Origin of the sequence: Pantoea sp. S62 (genome assembly GCF_016658625.1) — a bacterium.
GTDB classification, from domain to species: Bacteria; Pseudomonadota; Gammaproteobacteria; order Enterobacterales; family Enterobacteriaceae; genus Pantoea; species Pantoea vagans.
In genome coordinates, this window is record NZ_JACVVI010000001.1 from 322,421 (window position 1) to 341,784 (window position 19,364).

14 protein-coding genes and 3 pseudogenes are annotated in these 19,364 nt (G+C 51.0%); 7 read left to right on the forward strand and 10 right to left on the reverse strand.

Going from position 1 to position 19,364, the window contains the following annotated elements; translation table 11 throughout:
* Positions 1 to 7 precede the first annotated feature (7 nt).
* The 5 genes and pseudogenes from IBT54_RS01500 to IBT54_RS01520 all read right to left on the reverse strand — a co-directional run.
* Positions 8 to 556 (reverse strand): annotated as a pseudogene (locus tag IBT54_RS01500) (DNA polymerase V subunit UmuC); the annotation flags it as partial.
* Positions 556 to 795, reverse strand: coding sequence for a DNA polymerase V (locus IBT54_RS01505; RefSeq protein WP_201251396.1), 240 nt, complete (start codon positions 793 to 795; stop codon positions 556 to 558). The gene IBT54_RS01505 and the pseudogene IBT54_RS01500, both read right to left, overlap by 1 nt.
* Positions 796 to 1,726: 931 nt before the next feature.
* Positions 1,727 to 2,218: a flavin reductase gene (locus IBT54_RS01510; RefSeq protein ID WP_201251397.1), complete on the reverse strand. Its 492-nt coding sequence runs from the start codon at positions 2,216 to 2,218 to the stop codon at positions 1,727 to 1,729.
* A gap of 103 nt (positions 2,219 to 2,321) precedes the next feature.
* Entirely contained in the window at positions 2,322 to 3,509 is a 1,188-nt protein-coding gene (locus tag IBT54_RS01515) for an acyl-CoA dehydrogenase family protein (RefSeq protein WP_236262772.1), read from the reverse strand.
* A 533-nt stretch (positions 3,510 to 4,042) separates the two neighbouring features.
* Positions 4,043 to 4,948 (reverse strand): LysR family transcriptional regulator, encoded by a 906-nt coding sequence (locus IBT54_RS01520; RefSeq protein ID WP_147788775.1) that lies wholly within the window; start codon positions 4,946 to 4,948, stop codon positions 4,043 to 4,045.
* Positions 4,949 to 5,074: 126 nt separating this feature from the next.
* Here IBT54_RS01520 and IBT54_RS01525 point away from each other — a divergent pair, with 126 nt between their 5' ends.
* From IBT54_RS01525 to IBT54_RS01545, 5 genes are all read left to right on the forward strand, one after another.
* Positions 5,075 to 6,454, forward strand: a complete 1,380-nt coding sequence (locus IBT54_RS01525; protein WP_147788774.1) for an MFS transporter — start codon at positions 5,075 to 5,077, stop codon at positions 6,452 to 6,454.
* Positions 6,451 to 6,849 (forward strand): DUF4440 domain-containing protein, encoded by a 399-nt coding sequence (locus IBT54_RS01530; RefSeq protein ID WP_147788773.1) that lies wholly within the window; start codon positions 6,451 to 6,453, stop codon positions 6,847 to 6,849. Before IBT54_RS01525 ends, IBT54_RS01530 begins: the two co-directional genes overlap by 4 nt.
* Positions 6,850 to 7,099: 250 nt before the next feature.
* Positions 7,100 to 8,794 (forward strand): NAD(P)/FAD-dependent oxidoreductase, encoded by a 1,695-nt coding sequence (locus tag IBT54_RS01535; protein ID WP_201251398.1) that lies wholly within the window; start codon positions 7,100 to 7,102, stop codon positions 8,792 to 8,794.
* A gap of 12 nt (positions 8,795 to 8,806) precedes the next feature.
* Complete coding sequence (locus tag IBT54_RS01540; RefSeq protein ID WP_201251399.1) at positions 8,807 to 10,144, forward strand: amidase family protein; 1,338 nt, start codon at positions 8,807 to 8,809, stop codon at positions 10,142 to 10,144.
* 21 nt (positions 10,145 to 10,165) lie between these two features.
* Positions 10,166 to 11,410 carry an aromatic amino acid transporter gene (locus IBT54_RS01545; RefSeq protein ID WP_201251400.1) on the forward strand — a complete coding sequence of 415 codons (1,245 nt, stop codon included), beginning with the start codon at positions 10,166 to 10,168 and terminating at the stop codon, positions 11,408 to 11,410.
* A gap of 652 nt (positions 11,411 to 12,062) precedes the next feature.
* Here IBT54_RS01545 and IBT54_RS25065 read toward each other — a convergent pair.
* Positions 12,063 to 12,212, reverse strand: a pseudogene (locus tag IBT54_RS25065) (Arm DNA-binding domain-containing protein); the annotation flags it as partial.
* 264 nt (positions 12,213 to 12,476) lie between these two features.
* On the opposite strand from IBT54_RS25065, the pseudogene IBT54_RS01555 reads away from it, so the two are divergent.
* A pseudogene (locus tag IBT54_RS01555) lies at positions 12,477 to 12,692 on the forward strand (YdgH/BhsA/McbA-like domain containing protein).
* Positions 12,693 to 12,755: 63 nt separating this feature from the next.
* Here the strand turns inward: IBT54_RS01555 and IBT54_RS01560 are convergent.
* The 4 genes from IBT54_RS01560 to IBT54_RS01575 all read right to left on the reverse strand — a co-directional run bounded on the left by IBT54_RS01560 (position 12,756) and on the right by IBT54_RS01575 (position 17,903).
* Positions 12,756 to 13,958: an MFS transporter gene (locus tag IBT54_RS01560; protein ID WP_147788768.1), complete on the reverse strand. Its 1,203-nt coding sequence runs from the start codon at positions 13,956 to 13,958 to the stop codon at positions 12,756 to 12,758.
* Between the two features lie 165 nt (positions 13,959 to 14,123).
* Positions 14,124 to 14,864 (reverse strand): nitroreductase family protein, encoded by a 741-nt coding sequence (locus tag IBT54_RS01565; protein ID WP_013196422.1) that lies wholly within the window; start codon positions 14,862 to 14,864, stop codon positions 14,124 to 14,126.
* Between the two features lie 81 nt (positions 14,865 to 14,945).
* On the reverse strand, positions 14,946 to 16,322 hold the full coding sequence (locus tag IBT54_RS01570) for a glycoside hydrolase family 10 protein (protein ID WP_201251401.1): 1,377 nt from the start codon (positions 16,320 to 16,322) through the stop codon (positions 14,946 to 14,948).
* 90 nt (positions 16,323 to 16,412) lie between these two features.
* On the reverse strand, positions 16,413 to 17,903 hold the full coding sequence (locus tag IBT54_RS01575) for a PLP-dependent aminotransferase family protein (RefSeq protein WP_201251402.1): 1,491 nt from the start codon (positions 17,901 to 17,903) through the stop codon (positions 16,413 to 16,415).
* Positions 17,904 to 18,013: 110 nt separating this feature from the next.
* Here IBT54_RS01575 and gabT point away from each other — a divergent pair, with 110 nt between their 5' ends.
* A complete protein-coding gene (gene gabT, locus IBT54_RS01580) occupies positions 18,014 to 19,300 on the forward strand; it encodes a 4-aminobutyrate--2-oxoglutarate transaminase (protein ID WP_013196425.1) in 1,287 nt (428 codons plus the stop codon).
* The last annotated feature ends 64 nt before the right edge of the window (positions 19,301 to 19,364 follow it).

The window sequence follows — 19,364 nt, forward strand, 5'->3', positions numbered from 1 at the left end:
CACCTCAGACATCCTCAACCGGCGCCAGCGCAATTAGTTTCTCTTGACGCTCAATGTTAGACAGGTCAAGTACGCCGCCCGTCTTAGACCACTTTTTTGCAGCGTGGCTGGCAAGTTTGGCCAGCGTTTCAGTTGGCGCGATGCCAACACCTGCGGTGAGATGCGTATTGCGTCTAATCGTCTCCCTCCCCTCCCGTCCAAAGTTTTCCAATACCATGCAGTTGCGTACACCGGTCAGTTCCAGGAAAGCTTCATCAATCGAATAGACCTCCACGCTGGGTGCCATCTGTTCTAACGTCGTCATTACCCGGTTACTCATGTCCGCATACAGCGCATAATTGCTGCTGAATACATCGATCCTGTGCCGCCTGATGCCGTCCCTGAGTTTAAAATAGGGAGCCCACATAGGAATGGCCAGCGCTTTGGCTTCTGCACTCCGGGCAATGTCACAGCCATCGTTGTTACTCAGCACCAGCACCGGTTTACCACGCAGATCGGGACGAAATACTGTCTCGCTGCTGGCATAGAATGAGTTAACATCCACCAGCGCAAACATCACAGGCCGCCATTCGGGTTAAAGACCTGAAAGATGCGATCCTCACCTTCGGATGCTGAGATATCCCGGAAATCTGACTTGCGCACTTCTATCCACCTGTTCGCTTCCCTGGCGGTAAACTGCCAGTTCAGCTGCTGGAGTTGGTGAACAAAGTCGAGTGTGCTGACGATGTAACGTCCGCGTGCTTCCCGCTTAATGGCCAGCCGGAAAGCGGCTTTGATTTCGTTCTCGCGTGGCATGATAGACTCACCCTGATATGCTGTATATATAAACAGCAGTTGCAATCAGTGGATTTGATGAAGATGGCAGGGGCTGAAAATTTTATAAAACCATCGCGGAACACATCGACTCGGTTATCATGGATTTTTATCGTGAGGTAAAACATATAATCAACTTATTATGCTATCGAAATATAATCATCAATCACATATTCCATAGAGGTACTTTCGAATAAGACCTTTTAACTGTCTTTCAGCCGCGAGATTGAGAATCTGTATTTATGGATTGATGGCTTACTCGCGAAGAAGCATGCGTACCTGCTTACCACGGTAAATAACATACTGCTGACACTGGAACCCAAAATGCTCAGCCAGGTCATTTGACCGTTTACTATCCTCATAAATGATAAAGATGCTCATCAGCAGTGAAGCGCATGTGGGTTGTGCCGATACAGACAGTCATACTTTCGGGCTCCTTTTATTGAGTAAAACCATATGAGTGAGGGGGGTGAATCTGCATCAATTTCTGCTGCATTTTTGCATAATGCCTGAGCTCATCATCATAAGATCAGGGTGTATGTAGCACAAAGACCCGATATGATAGTTTAAATAACTGACTCTGATTACAATTCATTCAGAGGTCGCCTACGAACAACTGCGTTTATATTCTCCATTATTCACATAAGCGGGGAGCTTCAAAATTTAAATTAATCAATTAGTTTAATTAAGGAGTCTACTTTTTTAGCAAGCGATTTCTATATATCTGAAAGCTGTATTACACGTCAGTTAAACCCATTAACAACCTCAATTGAATGTCAGAATTGCATGAAGAGTGTCAATAGCCACAAACGATTTTACTCATATAGTCGTTGTTAATGTGCTTATTAACACTCCCTGCCATGCCCTGCCTACCCCTGAATCAGATTTCATCTATTTATTCAGAAAAAAAAGATCACAACGTGTTTTCAGGTATGCCGTGATAGTTTCTGTTGAAATAAATTAAACCTGATGAAGGTTGGCCCATACGAATTTCCCTGATTTTTGCGAACATAACGCTATGAGAACCATTCTCGATGACTTCATTGATTTCACAATCAAAATTCACCAGGGCATCATCTAATGCGGGTGCCCCGGTATGAAGTTTTGACCACCTATGGGAATTAAACCGGTCAGCCATTGATAGTAATTTATTGGCAAAGGAAGATGATAAATCCTCATGTGAGGAAGAGAGTATGTTCACACAAAGTACGCCGCTGGAGATAAAAAAATCATGTGACCATGCTTTACGGTTAATACATACCAGTAACGTTGGCGGGGTGTCGGTCACACTACACACTGCGGAAACAGTCATTCCATAGTTATTATTTTCATGGGCGGTGGTGACAATAGAAACGGCGCTACCAAGCATTGACATGCCATTGCGAAAATCATTAGTGTCTATCATTTTTGTTACCAACTCGATCGAAGTGAAATTTATTCGACAGGTTCAATAATGCGTATTTGCCATTATACATATGAACCAGATAATTCATTTATTTGTAAAATAATTATAGATAACCTGGCGTGGGCAACTGCCCACACAGCATCGTGCCTGCATTTAAATATGTCATTTCACCCATAAAAGCATGTTGGGTTATTACCATAGTGTCATTAACACATCTGGCTACAGGATGATTTTTCGAAACGCCAGTCATGCCTGATAATAATTGCATGTTGCGGCAAATTTTTGATGCTTCGTGAACTGCGTTGGTGCTGGAAAGACGCAACATGTTTATCTGATCATCGTATAATTCTTCTCCCTTTGAAATGCCAGCCCATACTTTTTCCAGTGATTGATAAAAGAAAGAGCGCATTGAATGAAAACGCGCTTCAGCTTTTGCGATTTCAATTTTAGCCGTAGGTTTTTGTATCGTTGCAGGTGCGCCCGTGACCGACAGATTTAAACCTGATGCATTTCGAACTTCATTGATTGCCCGCCGCGCAATGCCAATCGCAACCACAGATAGCACCTGTGCTGCCAGTGAAAGGGTAGGATATTTGAACAGATTTTCCTCAAGATTTGCTTCGTCTCCCCGGATAAAAGTCCACTCTTCAGGCACGAAAATATCTTTTACCACCAGATCATGGCTGCCAGTGCCCATTAAACCCACCATATTCCATGTCTGATCAATCATGACGTCTGAGACGGGCAGCACAGCCACCCGGGGAAGTCCTTTGCCCCCCGCTGATTCCGTCTGAATCCCCACCCCAACAACATCTGCCCCCATACAGCCACTTGAATACCGCCAGCGGCCCGTGACTCTTACCCCTCCCTCAACCGGAGATGCCGTTTGCGTAGGGAAAATTCCTCCGGCAAAAATGATATCGGCTCCTTTATCGGTATTGTAAAGCGCTTCAAGTGTCTTTAAAGGTAGCGCTGAAAGGTAAAATGGACTCATCCCAAAACTCGCAACCCATCCAGCTGAGCCGTCAGCCTCCGCCAGGCATTCAATGAGCTGACAAAAATCAAAAGGGTTAGACTCTTTCCCGCCAAATCGTAGAGGCACCAGTGCCCTATAAACCCCGGCCGTCCTGAAACACTCAATGATGTCCTGAGAGATATGTTTACGATCATCAAATTCACCTGTGAGTGCCCGTTCTCTGATATCACTCAACAGTGCCTCAAATTCCGGGGGTGCCAAATCCAGGATGCCCGACTGCATGACTGACGACGATAAACCGATCATTTTTAACATTCTCCCTGAGTGATCCGGATACTTAGAAGGCCAAAACACAAGCAATACTCATGTTTTTTTGCTGAAGTTAATTTACAAATCGGCGATAAGAGACAATATATTCCCTTTCACTGTCAACTAATTTCTGAAATAACCCCCTTCTTTTTCCTTGTAAACTTTTCTATCCAAAAATCCTCTCTGGGCCTGCTTAGTGTTTAATTTACAGGCAGGTAAGTTAAATTTCCCATCGCATCAGCACGCTCAGAAAAAATCGGTAAGACAATGATTTAATTAGTAATTATATATTAATCTCACATGAAATATTTCAGGTCTTATTTTATGCAGCTCAGGAAAAGTATTTAAGCGGTTAAGTTGCATAAAATTTAACCAATAAAAATGGCAAAAATTTAAGCGGCGAAACCCTGTAATCCTCGTGTATTACGGGTCTTTAATCGCAATGAATATAAAAATTTGAGAGGATCTAACCTTAGCCGGATAAAACTTTATATCAACGCATATAATCAGTTTTTTGAATGTAATTCGTTGCTTCAGGCTCAGGTTGTTGCAACTAAGCGATCGCGCAGGAAATCAATGAATGTCCGCACTTTTTCCGGCACATGGCGCGTATTGGGATAAAGCGCGTAGATACCCTGTGGGGGAAAAAGATGATCGGGCAGAAGATGTATTAACCTTCCCTTCACTATCTCATCCTGTACCAGCCAGGCCGGCAGAATGGCAACGCCAGCTCCGGCTAAAGCAAACGCCAGCAAAGAAGACGCGCTGTCAGCCATGACCATTGCTGGAGAGCTGGCGTTCAACAATACAGTCACCCCGCCCGGGTTGATCACCTGCCAGCTAAGTGGCGTTGATAAACGGCTATGCGCAATCCATTTTGCAGAGGCAAGCTGTTCAAGGTTCTGGACAGACCGGGTGTGGAGGGTGTTCAGATAAAGCGGCGCAGCGACCGCCAGAATATCAAACTGATCAATGAGACGGGCATGATGGCTGGAATCGGCCAGATGACCAAGCCGAATAGCCACATCAAAGCGACCGGCAATGAGATCGTCATTTTTGGATGAAGAAACGTGCTGGATACGTAACTGCGGGTGTTTCGCAGTAAAATCCGTGAGTGCTGGCACAATCACCCTGGCCCCATACTCCGGGGTTGTGGTGATCCTCAGTAACCCGCTTAATCCGGCATGATCGCTGCGGACATCCTCCAGGGCGCTTTCGGCATCCTCAAGAAGCTTGAGACAGCGATGATAAAATCGTTCTCCGGCATCCGTCGTCGAAACGCGTCGGGTACTTCTTGTCAGGAGTGAAACACCAAGCTCTTCTTCAAGATGTTTGATATTAAAACTGACTACTGCTTTGGTAAGTCCCAGCGTCTGAGCGGCACCGGTAAAACTGCCCGCCTCTGCTACCGCAACAAACATAGCCAGACGTTGCATATTGATCATCACATCTCCTCTTCCGCACTCAAATTGTCAAAATAATTTTGACAGTGTAGCAAGAGAAAAGCAATTTATCCGGCCTGTCGTCGGTCTTATACTGCGCGCCCTAAGCTGTCCAGTCTGAGAAAACAAATGTCTTATCGTGTGCGTGTTGCCAGTGTGTATCTGCTGGGTTTTTTTATCGATCTGGTAAATATGTTTATCGCCAACGTGGCTTATCCGGATATCGGCCGGCACTTTGACGCACCCGTTAGCAAGCTGGCGTGGATAAGTAATGGATACATTTTGGGGCTGACACTGGTCATCCCTCTGAGTAGCTGGCTGGCAAGGCGGATGGGGGCGAAACGTCTTTTCATGCTGTCATTAATGATTTTTATTTTGGGTACCTGCGGAGTGGGTGCGTCAGCATCGGTTACACAACTCATTACATGGCGCTGGATTCAGGGCATTGGCGGCGGATTGCTGATCCCCATAGGACAGACAATGACTTACGCCCTGTATCAAAGTAATGAGCGCGCAAAATTATCCTCCGTTGTCATGCTGGTCGCTCTGCTCGCACCCGCACTCTCGCCAGCCATTGGCGGAATGCTGGTCGAGCATCTCAGCTGGCGCTGGGTATTTCTGTTCAGTCTTCCCCTGGCCGTGGTGACGCTAATCATGGCAGGTTTATGGCTCAATCCGGCTCGTCCGGAAAAGACCGCCGAACCGTTAGATCTGGTGGGATTAGTCAGTGGCTGTGTTGGGCTCACGCTGATTCTGCTGGGGCTGACCTATGTGGGTGAAGCCGGAGAGTTCAATAAAGGCGTACTGATGCTGCTGGCAGGTGTTGTTACGCTGGCTGGCTATGTCAGCAACGCGATTAAGAAACGTCACCCGCTCATCAACCTGCATCTGGTCAAAGACCCGCTTTTACATACCGCAATGCTGATTTATCAGTTTATCCCCGGTGTGTTTACTGGCGTCAGTATGATCACCATGCTCTATCTGCAAAATCAGTTGGGGATGCATGCCAGCTTCGTGGGTTTGCTAATGCTTCCGTGGTCAATAGCCTCTTTTGCCGCTATCAGCCTGACCGGCAAAAGATTTAACCGCTGGGGCCCCCGTCCGCTCTTTATCACAGGCTGCCTGGTTCAGGCATTAGGTATCGGGATGCTGGCGCTAACAGGGCATAGCACAGACACTATTATTTGCATACTCGCTTTCGCTTTTATGGGATTTGGCGGCAGCTTGTGCAGCAGCACGGCGCAGAGTTCTGCTTTTATTCAAATGGCTGATCATGAACTGGCCGATGCAAGCGCCCTGTGGAATATCAATCGTCAGCTTAGTTTTTGTCTTGGCGTAACGCTGGTCAGCCTGCTGTTCAATCTGATAGCGAACACGGGGATGCCTGTAAAGCAGTCCTATCGTCTTTGCTTTGTCATAGCGGCATGCAGCGCTGTCATCCCTGTCCTGTGCTCCCTCCGCATTGCTAATCACAAAGTCGTACTTACGCTTAATAAGGAACAAAAATGAACCTTTTCCTGAAGGAAGTCCTGGATGCCCATGAATTGATCAAAGAGTGGCTGGGCAATGAAACTGCAAAAGATGAGGTTTGTGAAGATCTCCTGGCACGTTTCAGTCCTGCATACTCTATGGTAACGACCGGTGGCGGGTTGCTGGACTTCACAACATTAAACTCCTTTTTTCGGACTCAGCGCGGCGCACGCCCCGGTTTAGCGATCGAAATCAGCGACATGCGAGTGATTGCTGAGAGCGACACTGGTGCAACGGTTGTCTATAAAGAATTACAGCAACTTCCTGATCAAAGCCCCACTCTGCGTTTTTCGACTGTCGTATTCGAATCAAAGCCGAATGGCAAAATCATCTGGCATCATCTGCAGGAGACAGCGTTGCCTCAGCCTTCATAGCATTGATGACCTGCCCCGCCGATGTGCGGGGTTTCTTTACCTGCACAAAAAATAAAGATGCCAGAACCTGCGTTTATCATGGAAATAACTCTTCAGATTGACTGACTGTTTTTATGCAATTGCATTGAGAATTTTAATTCCTGAACAGTCCACAATGTGGATGTTTAAAAACAGGCCCCTTCTTCTCTAAAGAGTTTAACTAATAGCGCATCCTCATCTTTGAATTAACATGCATTCTGCTGGATAGATAATGAAGACTAAAGCAAGTCGTGTCGGTGAGGGTAATACCTTTCCCTTTATTGATACACTCTTTGATTACGGAACTTTTCTTGCCCACGCCAAATCAGCGGGCGGCATTGGCCATGTTGATAACGATTGTCCAGCAAGCGTGGCAATTATCGGGGCAGGCCTGAGCGGAATGATTGCGGCGCGGGAGCTTCTGAATGCGGGTGTCACGCATGTCACGCTCTTCGAAGCAAACGCTGCAAGATCCGGTGGGCGACTGTTGAGCCAGCAATTTGATGACGGTATGCCGGAATATATCGCTGAAATGGGAGCAATGCGCTTCCCGCCTTCAGAAACAGGCTTGTTCCATTATCTGGCTGAATTCAATATTGATACAGCCTCTGAGTTTCCGGACCCTGGCATTGTTGATACCGAAATTCATTTTCAGGGTGTGCCGCACAAATGGACTGCAGGAACCCCACCCCCGGAACTGTTCTCGCGGGTTGATCGCGGCTGGCGATGCTTTTTACAGGAAGGCGTCCTTATTGAAGGAAAGCAGCTTCAGGCGCCTGCTTCAATCACACTGGCGTTAAAAGAAGGCCGGCTTGCGGATGCCAAAGAAGCGTGGCAGCAGTACCTGGAGATTTTCGGTGATAACTGTTTCTACTCTGCGCTTGTCAGGATCTTCACTGGCACTAATCCGCCGGGAGGTGAGCAGTGGCACAAACCCGATGATTTTGCTTTGTTTGGCTCGCTGGGTATTGGTTCTGGCGGCTTTCAGCCAGTATATCGAGCGGCGTTTATTGAAATCATGCGGCTGGTGGTAAACGGTCTGGAAGACGATCAGCGTATGGTCCCAGCAGGCATTGAAACGCTAACGGCAAAAATGGGCAGTGAAATCCTGCAGGGCCGCACGTTAAGCGATCGTATCCTTTACCAGAAAGTCGAAGAAGTCGCCCGACTTGAAAGTGGGCAGTTTGTGGTTTCAACATGCACAGGCAACCGTCAGGTTTTTGACAGAGTGATTGTCACCACCTCTACCCGCGCAATGCAGGTATGCCTGGATCTGTCGAGACACAATACGCTTTTTCCGGCTGATGTCTGCCGGGCAGTGAATGAAACCCACCTTATCGGTTCGTCAAAGCTCTTCCTGTTGACCCGGGAAAAGTTCTGGCTGAAAGAGGGATTGCCCCATACCATTCTTACGGACACGCTTGCACGAGGTATTTACTGCCTCGATTATCAGCCGGATGATCCGGAAGGACATGGTGTCGTGCTAATCAGTTACACATGGGAAGATGATTCTCATAAATTAGTTACCCTGAAAGATAAACGTGAAAGGCTAGAGCGACTGGTTAAAGAACTGGCGATATCTGCCCCTGCGTTCGCTAAACACCTTCGCCCTATGAATAACGATCCCAAATATATTCTTGAATATGACTGGCTGACCGATCCTCTGGCAATGGGTGCCTTTAAACTCAACTATCCTGGTGACGATCGCTATTCTGAAACGCTGTTTTATCAGTTTCAGTCAGCTAAAGATAATAATCCCGACCAGGGAATCTATCTGGCCGGATGCAGTTGCTCATTTACTGGTGGCTGGGCGGAGGGTGCGGTACAGACGGGCATTAATGCAGCCTGCGCTGTGATTTACAGCATCGGGGGTCAGCTCCGTGAAAATAATCCGCTTCAAAATATGCACCGTCATTATCATTACTGAGCCTTATTAAACATGGAAAAAAGAACACCACTTTTGCTGAAGGATGAGCAGGGCCTGAACAAGCGTCCAGCGGAACTCAAAGCCAGCAACCATGTCCGGCTGCACAATTATCACGCCAGCAAAGATTTGAATGCATTTATTGCATTCGATGAAGAGTTATTCTCTTCAGACAAGATAAATACGTCAGAGACCGGATTGCCCTTATCAGGGTTACCCTTTTCATGCAAAGACAATATAAATGTAAAAGGGTTTGCGACAACTGCCGGTACGCCGGGATTAATCGACTTTTATCCGATGGACGATGCGCCAGTAATTAGCCGGCTTAAGGCACTCGGTGCTGTCATGTGTGGCAAAACCAATATGCATGAGCTTTCTTTTGGTGTGACCTCTCTGTCTGGTCAGTGGGGTAGCGTTGGCAATCCAGCGCACCCTGGCCATATCGCCGGAGGCAGTAGCGGCGGAAGTGCCGCAGCGGTAGCGGCCGGTATCAGCGCATTTTCAGTCGGTACCGATACCGGAGGGTCAGTACGTATACCTGCTGCACTGTGTGGAGTTGCAGGTTTTCGACCCAGCACGGGACGTTACCCAACCAGAGGCATTGTTCCTGTTTCCCGCACCAAAGATACCCCTGGATTTATTGCCCCGACAGTCAGCGACCTGGCGCTGCTCGACGCAGTAATGATGGATGAACCCGCTATTACCCCTCGTCTGCCTTCACGAATAGGGCTGCCGGCTGAGTTTATGTGGAGCAACCTGGATACTACCGTACGGGAAACCTGCATGAAGGTGGTCAGGCAGATGGCGCGGGCAGGCGTTGAGATCGTGACGTTCGATGACAGCGTATTCGGTAAGCTGAATAAAGAAATCCAGTTCCCTGTACCGTTTTTTGAATTTTTTATCGACTTCCCCGCTTTCTTACTGGAGCAGCACTTCGTCGCTGATTTTGACACAATCATCAGTCAAATTTCCGACCCAGCCGTCGCGTCTATTTTGCAGAGGCAGAATGCGCAGGAACAGGTCAGCTGGAAGGAGTATATGCATGGCCTTAAATCAATCGGTCAACTTCGCGCTTACTGGGACCAGATTTACAGCAAATTAAAGCTGGATGCCATCCTATATCCCACACTGTGTTGTGAAGTGCCACGGATTGAGAATGCCGCTCAACCTGATATTTTCAATAAACTCATTCGTAACACCGACATTGCCAGCAGCGTGGGTGCGCCCAGCGTGACAATGCCGGTTGCTGACCGGGGAAATTTGTCTGTTGGATTATCGTTAGATGGGTTGCCGAAAGAAGATCGTCAATTAATTAGTCATGCCCTTGCTATAGAGGCTATTCTCCAGCGTTAAATTTTTTCTTCAGGAAACCTTATGTCTGATATGGCAATTCCAACGCGTTCTCCTTCGATGTTTTGGGGAGCAACCATCATTTGCGGCACCGTGGTGGGTGCAGGGATGTTCGTCCTGCCGGTCGTGATGGCCGGAGCATGGTTTGGCTGGGCATTACTGATACTGACTTTTAGCTGGATCTGTATGTTAATCAGTGGCCTGATGTTTCACCGTGTGAGCCAGCATTACCCTCTGGAAACCGGCTATGACAAAATTGTCCGAGATGTTTTAGGTCGTAACTGGGCTGAAATAAATGGCCTGAGCCTGGTTTTCGTGCTGGGCATTCTGACATACGCCTATATTTCAGCGGTCGGGCCTGTTTATGATCACTCACTGAGCATATTGACCGGCAAAACGGTCTCATCATCCGAAGCCAAAATTATGTTAAGCCTGACCGTAGCTGCCATCGTCTGGTTAGGCACCAGCAGCATTGGCCGGATGATGTCTGTTCTGCTCATCACCAAAATTGTTCTGTTACTTATCCTGTTTGGTGGATTATTTACCACCGTAAATGTCGACTACCTGCTGGACAATCAGAATCCTGCGGCATCGTACTGGCCCTATATGCTCGGCATCGTACCATTCTGCCTTGCCTCATTCGGCTATCATGGAAACATTTCCGGCCTGATTAGCTATTACAATGGCGATCATCGTCGTGTGAAAAGATGCCTGTGCACAGGTACTGCCGTGGCGCTGGTTATCTATCTTTTCTGGATAATCTGCACTATGGGTAACCTTCCCCGCTCAGCCTTTCCGGAAATTGCCGCCCAGGGCGGCGACATTGCCGCGCTGATGCACGCATTTAGTCTGCGCGGTTATTCTGTCGGGATGTCGCTGTTGTTTTCGACGTTCTCACATTTTGCCGTTATCTGTTCGTTCGTGGGAGTGACGGCGGGCCTTGTGGATTATATCAGCGACCGCTTCAATTTCCCCGCGACCAGAACGGGTCGCCTCAAAGCCACTGCGATCACTTTCCTGCCGCCATTGAGTTTATCTCTGCTTTTTCCGGATGGGTTTGTCACGGCAATTGGTTATGCCGGGCTAATCGCGACAATATGGGCAGTGATTGTTCCGGGGTTGCTTCATCTGAAAATGCGCTCCCGGCAAGACTCAGGCTATCGGCGCGGCCAGTGGGACGGGCTTCAGTTGAGCATGATTATAGTATTCGCCGCCCTGAACATCCTTTCATGGGCGCTGAGTGAATTTGATTTATTGCCAGTATATTAACGTCATCAGAAAGCTTTGTCGGCCTCATCATTTTTTCAAACCAGCCTGTAATTACATGAATAAGCCGGTCAGGAAGCGTGCAACTTACATACTTCCTGACCGGTTGGTTAACAACACACAATACGGCCAGGAAAATCGCAAGCAAAATCCCGTACTCAAATATTCACCCCGCCACCAGCTTTTCAATAGCTTATAGAGACGAAATTAGCAGTTCTGATTCATGCCCCTTATCCTTAAATCAGAATGGTTTCTGTAAAATAACCTCCTGCATTAACAGGCAGATATGGCATAACATCACCGGTACGCCGCAGTCGTCTGACGTTTCGCACCTGCGACATCATGCGGTATCACGAAGATTGCGCCCGCACCGAAACATAATCCTCGCCATAAACCCATGCCGTAACACGCGCCCACCACAACGAATAGGCACGTCGCAGTTCATCGACGTAGCTCTAACGCTCAGACACCTGGCAATTATGCCAGAGCATTATTTCCGCAACGTGCGGTTCAGTGAGAGATCCGAAAAATTGGTGCGGGCCGTCCGGCACAGATCATACAGTGTCCAGTGTTCTATTTCAGTGCTCAAATGACGGCGTACTGATTGCCTGATTCTGGGTGGAATATCGATCAGGGATGAGCGGGCCTGGGGAGCGTCACGTGCTTCTTTTAAACTGGTAGCCGGGTATGTACCGATATCAACGCGTTCGCCCTTCACGTTCCAGCGGTAACGGTGCTGAAACGTGATCTTACCCAGGCAGGATACGCGGGCAGAAAGCCCGTCACGATCGGTCTTAACCTGCACTTTTTCGTATTCTTAGCCCAGCATCGCACGGAGGGCAGCATCTGATAGCGCCATAAATCTTCTGAAGTGGAAAATTATGTACACCAGTATGTCCACAAAAAAGTGGGTAATAAAGGGAAAACTCGTGGATGCAGAGGAACATTATAAACAGCCAATGACCGATTTTTTCCAATTATTCCCGGCAGATACATGGATTCAGGTAAACAGTCAGTAATGAGCAGACACTGTCAGGAATAGTTGCTGGCATATCTCAGGAATATGACCATGAAAAATGTAAAAGCACTCTCAATTGCCGCCCTCGCCGCTCTTTCACTGATCTCATTTGGCAGCTTTGCCGAAAGCATTTCTGTCACCTCCTCTACACTGGATGGCGCAGAATAGAAAATCGCCGCTCAGGCGCAGGAACAGGGCACGCAGTACAAAATTACGGAAGCGAACACCAATAACCGTGTTCACATGACCGCAGAACTGTATAAATAACGGATGGTCGAAAACGGATTTGCCAGACGAGGCTGCCCAATGGGCAGCCTTTTTTGTGCCTGATCAGGCAAGACGGGTGGCAGGCGAGCTACCGGTACGCCACCATAAAATCAGCGCCGCCAGGGCTATCGCCCCGAGAACCGCAAAGGCAGTGCTGTAAGAATAACGTGCGGCGATTGCTCCGGTCATGGCCGGACTCAGCGCAGCACCTGCGCCCTGCATCAGCATAATGACGCTCTGTCCGGCATTAACATGGCCGGTACCCCGCATCAGAGACACAATGTAACCCGGCACCGCCACGCCCAGGATCCCTGCCGCAATACCATCCAGAACCTGAACCGGAATAACAAAGAGCGGCTCCGCAAAGCCTGCCGCAATAACCGCGCGCAGCGGTAAAATCATCAGGGCGACCATAATAAACAGACGATAGCCGTGCGTTTCCACCCGTTTAGAGACCCACAGCGCGACCGGGATCATCACCAGCTGGGAAATCACCACCGTTGCCGCAGCGTACAGACCCGGACTGACCGCCGCCTGTCCGCCTGCTGAGGCGACGCGCATGCTCAGCATCGGTAACAGCGCGGCATTGGCAAGATGAAACAGCAACAGCGTTACGCCTGCAATCATCAGCGCTGGCTTACGCATCAGCATCGCCAGGCTCAGCGCTGGCTGCCGCTCTTCATTCTGTTCATAGCCTCGCGCCACCTCGTTATCTATCTCATCACCGCGAATCGCCAGGGTGGCGAAGGCTGCAAAAATCGCCATTACCGTCATCAGAATAAAGACGGCACCCATGCCCCAGTACCAGGCAGAAAAACCCGCCAGCAACGCCGCAATAGTGTTACCGCCATGATTGAAGGCCTCATTGCGTCCCATCTGATGGTTGAAGCCGCGCTGTCCGGTCAGCCCCAGAGTGATACCCGCCACGGTCGGGCCGATAAACGCCGCAGCAATTCCCGCTACGATTTGCGAGACCATCGCGGTCCAGGTCTGATTGCTGTACCACAGCAACAGCGTAGCAACGGTGATCACCAGACAACCCAGCAGCACAATCATTTTTTTATGGCGGGTCGCATCAGCAGCTATGCCTGCAGGCAGCGTGGCAAGGAGTCCGGCTATGCCGCCGCAGGTCATCACCAGACCGATTTCGTCAGGACGCCAGTGCCGTTCCGTCAGAAATATGCCCAGAAAAGGCCCCAGACCGTCGCGGACATCGGCCAGAAAAAAGCTCATTAAACAGAGCGCATAGAGTGAACGCTGAGACATGTTATTTCCCTGGAAGGTAAGTGTTAAAGGCAGTAGCGCTTCGGTTAACAGGGAAATTATGTGTTACAAAGAAGAAAGTCACATTTCGTTATAGTAACAAAATGAAAAAGGCCACCCGTCACGCTGTACGGATGGCCTGTTACTTTTCACTTCGCGCAGGATAGGTTATTTATCCGTGCCGAAACCCTGTTTCAGCAGGGCGGGCAGTACAGCCGGGAAGTAGATGTTTTTATAGTAACCGCTGACGCTTTCGCTCCAGCTCTCACCGTCGTGACGACCGATGTTTTTCCAGTGCTGAACCATTTCATCGTTGTAGGCCGCAATCTGCTGCTCCAGCCCCTGCGTCTGATAGGTCTCATCATGGCGGAAGGTAGCCAGTGGCAGACGCGGTTTCTGATGAGCGGGTTCATCAACGTGACCGATGACCACACCCGCAACAGGGAAGGTCATTGGCGGCAGTTCAAGGAGTGAAATCATCGCCTGTGGATCGCGACGGATTCCGCCAATCGGCACAATGCCCAGACCTTCTGCCCGCGCAGCAGCCATGACCGAGCCAAGCGCAATACCGATATCGGTAGAACCCGACACGATGCTCTCAATGCTCTGATGCGCGATCTGCTGCTGATCGACAGCGGCCATTCCCACCGCTGATTTATGCATGTCCAGCACGAAGGTGATGAAGACCGGTGCTTTGGCAATCCACGGCTGACCGCCTGCAATGGCGGCGATCTCTGCCCGACGTCCGGCATCACGCGTGATCACCACAGAAACCTGTTGTGAGTTTACTGATGTCGGTGCGCGGTAAGCGGTACTGATAATACGATCCAGTACCGCTTCATCGACAGGTTGCTCAGTGAAACTGCGTTCACTTTTATGACTTGTAAAAATATTAATCAGTTCGCTCATGGTTCCTCCCATATAAAGCGCAAGAATAGCAGTAAGTCACAGGGAAAAACTTAACCGCACTGGTCATGCTGCCGGGGCATTTCAGCCTCCCCAGCGGCTTTTAAGATAGCTCACCGCCTGCTGAGTCTGCGGCTGATTCAGATAGTTCTCTCTGAACAGAATGGTGCCATCAATATTGGGGTTAGATTCATTCAGGTCGAGCTGCTTTTTCAGTTCAGGCACGCCACCCTGAAGCGTCCAGTCAGGTTCAATTTTTGATGGCTCGCCGACTTTGTAGAGCGCAAGACCGATGTAGAGACGGGTTTTTGTCGGTTTCACCACCTCTGCCCACCAGTTTGCCAGCACGTCATAACGGGCAGCCTGACGGGAAAAAGGCCAGTAAAGCTGGGGCGCGATGTAATCCAGCAGGCCCTGTTGCACCCAGCGACGGGTATCCGCAAAGGCTTCGTCGTACGCCGCCGCGCCGCGGGTATCGGAACCAGCAGGATCGTGCGACAGATTGCGCCAGACGCCCGCCGGACTGACACCAAATTCAACCTCAGGCTTCAGCTGTTTGATAGTCCGTGACACCTGCTCAATCAGCTGCTGAGTATTGTGACGTCGCCAGTCCGCTTTACCGGCAAAACCCTGTCCGTAGCGACTGAAGGTCTGATTATCGTTGAGCAGTGAACCTGCCGATTCTGCATAGAAGTAGTCATCAAACTGCACACCGTCGATGGGATAACGCGCCACCACCTCGGCCACAATGCTGGTGATCCAGTCACGCGCCTCAGGAATGCCCGGATCGAGCACATAGCGATCCCCTGCGGTGCGGATCCAGTCGCGGTGCAGCACAAAAACGCTGGCCGGATGCAGTGACAGCGTGCGGTTCAGTTCGCTGACGGTAGAGGGTTTGGTATTCACCGATACCCGGTAGGGATTAAACCAGGCGTGAACTTTGATACCGCGCTTGTGCGCCTCATCCAGCATAAACTGCAGCGGATCATATCCTGGATCTTCACCGATTTTGCCGGTCAGCATATCGGACCAGGGGAGGATTTTTGAGGGCCAGAACGCCGTGGCATCGGGCTTAACCTGGAAAAACACCGTGTTAATCCCCAGACTTTTCAGCTTATCCAGTTTGTCTGTCAGGGATTGCTGCTGCAGGCGGATACGCTGCGACGGACTGGTGCCATTCACCGACGCGACAGGTGGCCAGTCAAGACGTGACACCGTGGCTAACCAGACGCCCCGCATCGGTTGATTAGCCTGAGGCTGGGCAGGTTTGCCGGGCACAGGTACTGGCTGTTTCGTTACCGGCGGAAAAGGGGTCACCAGCGATTTAGGGGGTTCGGATGCGCAACTGACCAGCAATAACGCCGCAGCCAGCGCAGCGCCTCGCTTAATAGCCGCTCTGGCCTGCGCAGAAAAGGGATTAAGGGCGATGATAAACTCCAGTATTTTCTGGTCGGAACGCAAAGAGCTGTATTCTCGGTGACGCTGATGAAATGTCAATGCGTTAACTCAGCTCCAGCCCTGAAACTGCTGCCTTTTAAAACCCATGAACCGCTAACGCGGCGGACAAAAGACCATCCCTGCAGACATAAGACAGGCTTTGAGTGTGCCAAAGGCGTCCTGACATTGCCGCTCATTGACGCAGGCATATCCCAGCAGCAATCCACGCGCCTCCTGCGGATGCATATAGTATTGCGAAAGCGGCCGCACTTTAACTCCGCGCTTCAGTGCTTCAGCGGCTATCGCCACGTCATCCACACCCGCAGGCAGCGGCATCACCAGATGCAGTCCCGCTTCATGGTTGAATGCCGGCAAAAAGGCCGGCCCCAGATAGCGTTCAATCAGCTTGCAGAGGAACTGTCGCCGCTGACGATAAAGCAGGCGCATCCGGCGGATATGCTCCATGTAATGACCCAGCCGGATGAACTCCGCCAGCGCCCGCTGAATCAGCAGATGTCCACCGCGATAGAGTTCCGCCGCCGCAATGCGCAACGGCTGTGCCAGCGGTTTCGGCACCACCATGTAGCCAATACGCAGGGCGGGATAGAGTGTTTTACTGAATGTTCCCATGTAGATGACCGGTGCATCAGCTTCCAGTCCCTGCAGTGAGGGATGAGGCTGACCGGAAAAGCGAAATTCGCTGTCGTAGTCATCTTCAACAATCCAGCTCTGATGACGGCGAGCCAGGGCGATCAATGCCTGACGACGCGCCAGGCTCAGGTGCACCCCCAGCGGATACTGATGAGAAGGCGTTACAAACACCATTTTAGGGGCCGGACCGCTGTCCGGTACCAGGCCCTGCTCATCCACCGGCATCGCGCGAATCTTCAGACCATTCATGCGCAGCAGATTACGTGTTCCCCAGTAGCCCGGCTCCTCCATCCAGACCCGATCGCCGGGATCACATAACACCCGCGTCACCAGATCAACCGCCTGATGGACCCCTTCGGTAATCAGGATCTGGTCAGCATCGGCTCTGACTGAGCGAGCTACCCGCAGATAGTCCACCAGCGCATGGCGAAGGTCGGGACAGCCGCCGCCGCTGCTGTAGACCAGGCGATGTACGTCAGGTTCACGGTTCAGCCGCGCCTGAATCTGGCTGAACAGCTTGTGAGGAAATTCGGTGACATCGGGCGCGCCGGGCACAAATGCGCCCCACTGCCAGGGCGAGGCGGTGGCATGGCCCAGCAAACTGGCACCCCGCTTCGACAGCGTCGCCGGTCGTTGCGCCTTCACCGCCTGCAGATCGGCAATCGCATCACTTTGCAGAGAATTCTCCGGCAACGTTTCGGCAATCCAGGTGCCGCTGCCGGTGCGTGCGGTAACATACCCCTGTGCCATCAGACTTTCATAGACATGCATTACCGTGTTTCGCGACACGCCGAGTTCGCGCGCCAGATCGCGGGTCGGCGGCAAACGGCTTCCGCGCGGAAACACCTCTTCAGCGATTGCGGCCTGCATACAATTCAGCAGCCGCTGGTGTAATGAGCCGGTTCTTAAAAACTGCAACCGTGCTAATAGATGATCTGCGTACAAGAGTCGCAATTGGCTCCACCTTTCCTCTGACAATTGGCTCTGGCAACTCACCACGCCTCAGGCATAAATAAACGTGTTTGTCGGGAATTGTAAACACGCATATTAACGAGGTGGATGAAATGAGCGAAAATAATAACCTGATGCAGCAGCGCAAAGCACAGGCTCTCCCTAAAGGCATCGGTACGCTGTGCGACTGGTACGTTGCCCGGGCAGAAAACGCCACCTTATGGGATCAGGCCGGTAACAGCTGGATCGATTTCGCTGGCGGCATCGCGGTGCTGAACACCGGCCACCGTCATCCACGTATCGAACAGGCCATTGCCGATCAGTTAACAAAGTTTACCCATACTGCCTTCCAGATCACCCCCTACGAAAGCTACATCGCCCTGGCTGAGCGCATTAATCAGCGGGTGCCCATCGCCGGTCCGGCCAAAACGGCCTTCTTCACGACCGGCGCGGAAGCAGTGGAAAATGCGGTCAAAGTGGCGCGTGCCTATACCCGCCGTCACGGCATCATCACCTTTGGTAACGCGTTCCATGGCCGCACCTTTATGACGATGGCAATGACCGGCAAAGTGGCACCTTACAAGCGGGATTTCGGCCCGATGCCGCCGTCAGTTTTCCATGCACGTTATCCCAGCGCAGTTCAGGGCATCAGCGTTGAAGCCGCTCTGACCAGCCTTGACGAGATTTTCACTCAGGACATTGCACCGCATGATGTTGCCGCAATCGTGCTGGAGCCGGTACAGGGTGAAGGCGGATTCCATGCTGCACCCGCAGAATTTATGGTGCAGCTACGTGAGCTGGCTGACCGCCACGGCATTCTGTTGATTGCGGATGAGGTCCAGAGCGGATTTGCCCGTACTGGCAAGCTGTTCGCCATGGAGCACTATCCGGTGAAGGCCGATATCATCACTATGGCGAAAAGCCTGGCAGGCGGAATGCCGCTCTCTGCGGTCGCCGGCCGCGCTGAGGTGATGGATGCCCCGGCACCGGGTGGTCTGGGCGGAACCTACGCGGGCAACCCGCTGGCTATTGCCTCGGCTCATGCGGTGCTGGATGTGATTGAAGAGGAACAACTCTGCCAGCGCGCGGTTGATCTCGGTGCCCGGCTTGAGGCAGAACTGCAGGAGCATCAGCGCAAGCATCCGGACATTGCCGACGTGCGTGCGCTGGGTTCGATGGTGGCGATGGAGTTCTATCAGGCCAGCACCGCGCAGGCGGTTCAGAAGATGGCGATGGAACAGGGTCTGCTGCTGCTGACCTGCGGCGCCAAAGGCAACGTTATCCGCTTCCTCTACCCGCTCACTATTCCTGATGCCCAGTTCAGCCAGGCGCTGACCATTCTCTCCACGGTGATCGATCACTGTGTCGCATCTGTCGGAAACCCCGTCGTCCCAGCCTGATTTCGCTGGCGCGTTAACCCAAGTTAATCCCCGTTCGTCCGGCCACACAGGCCGGACGCCGCCT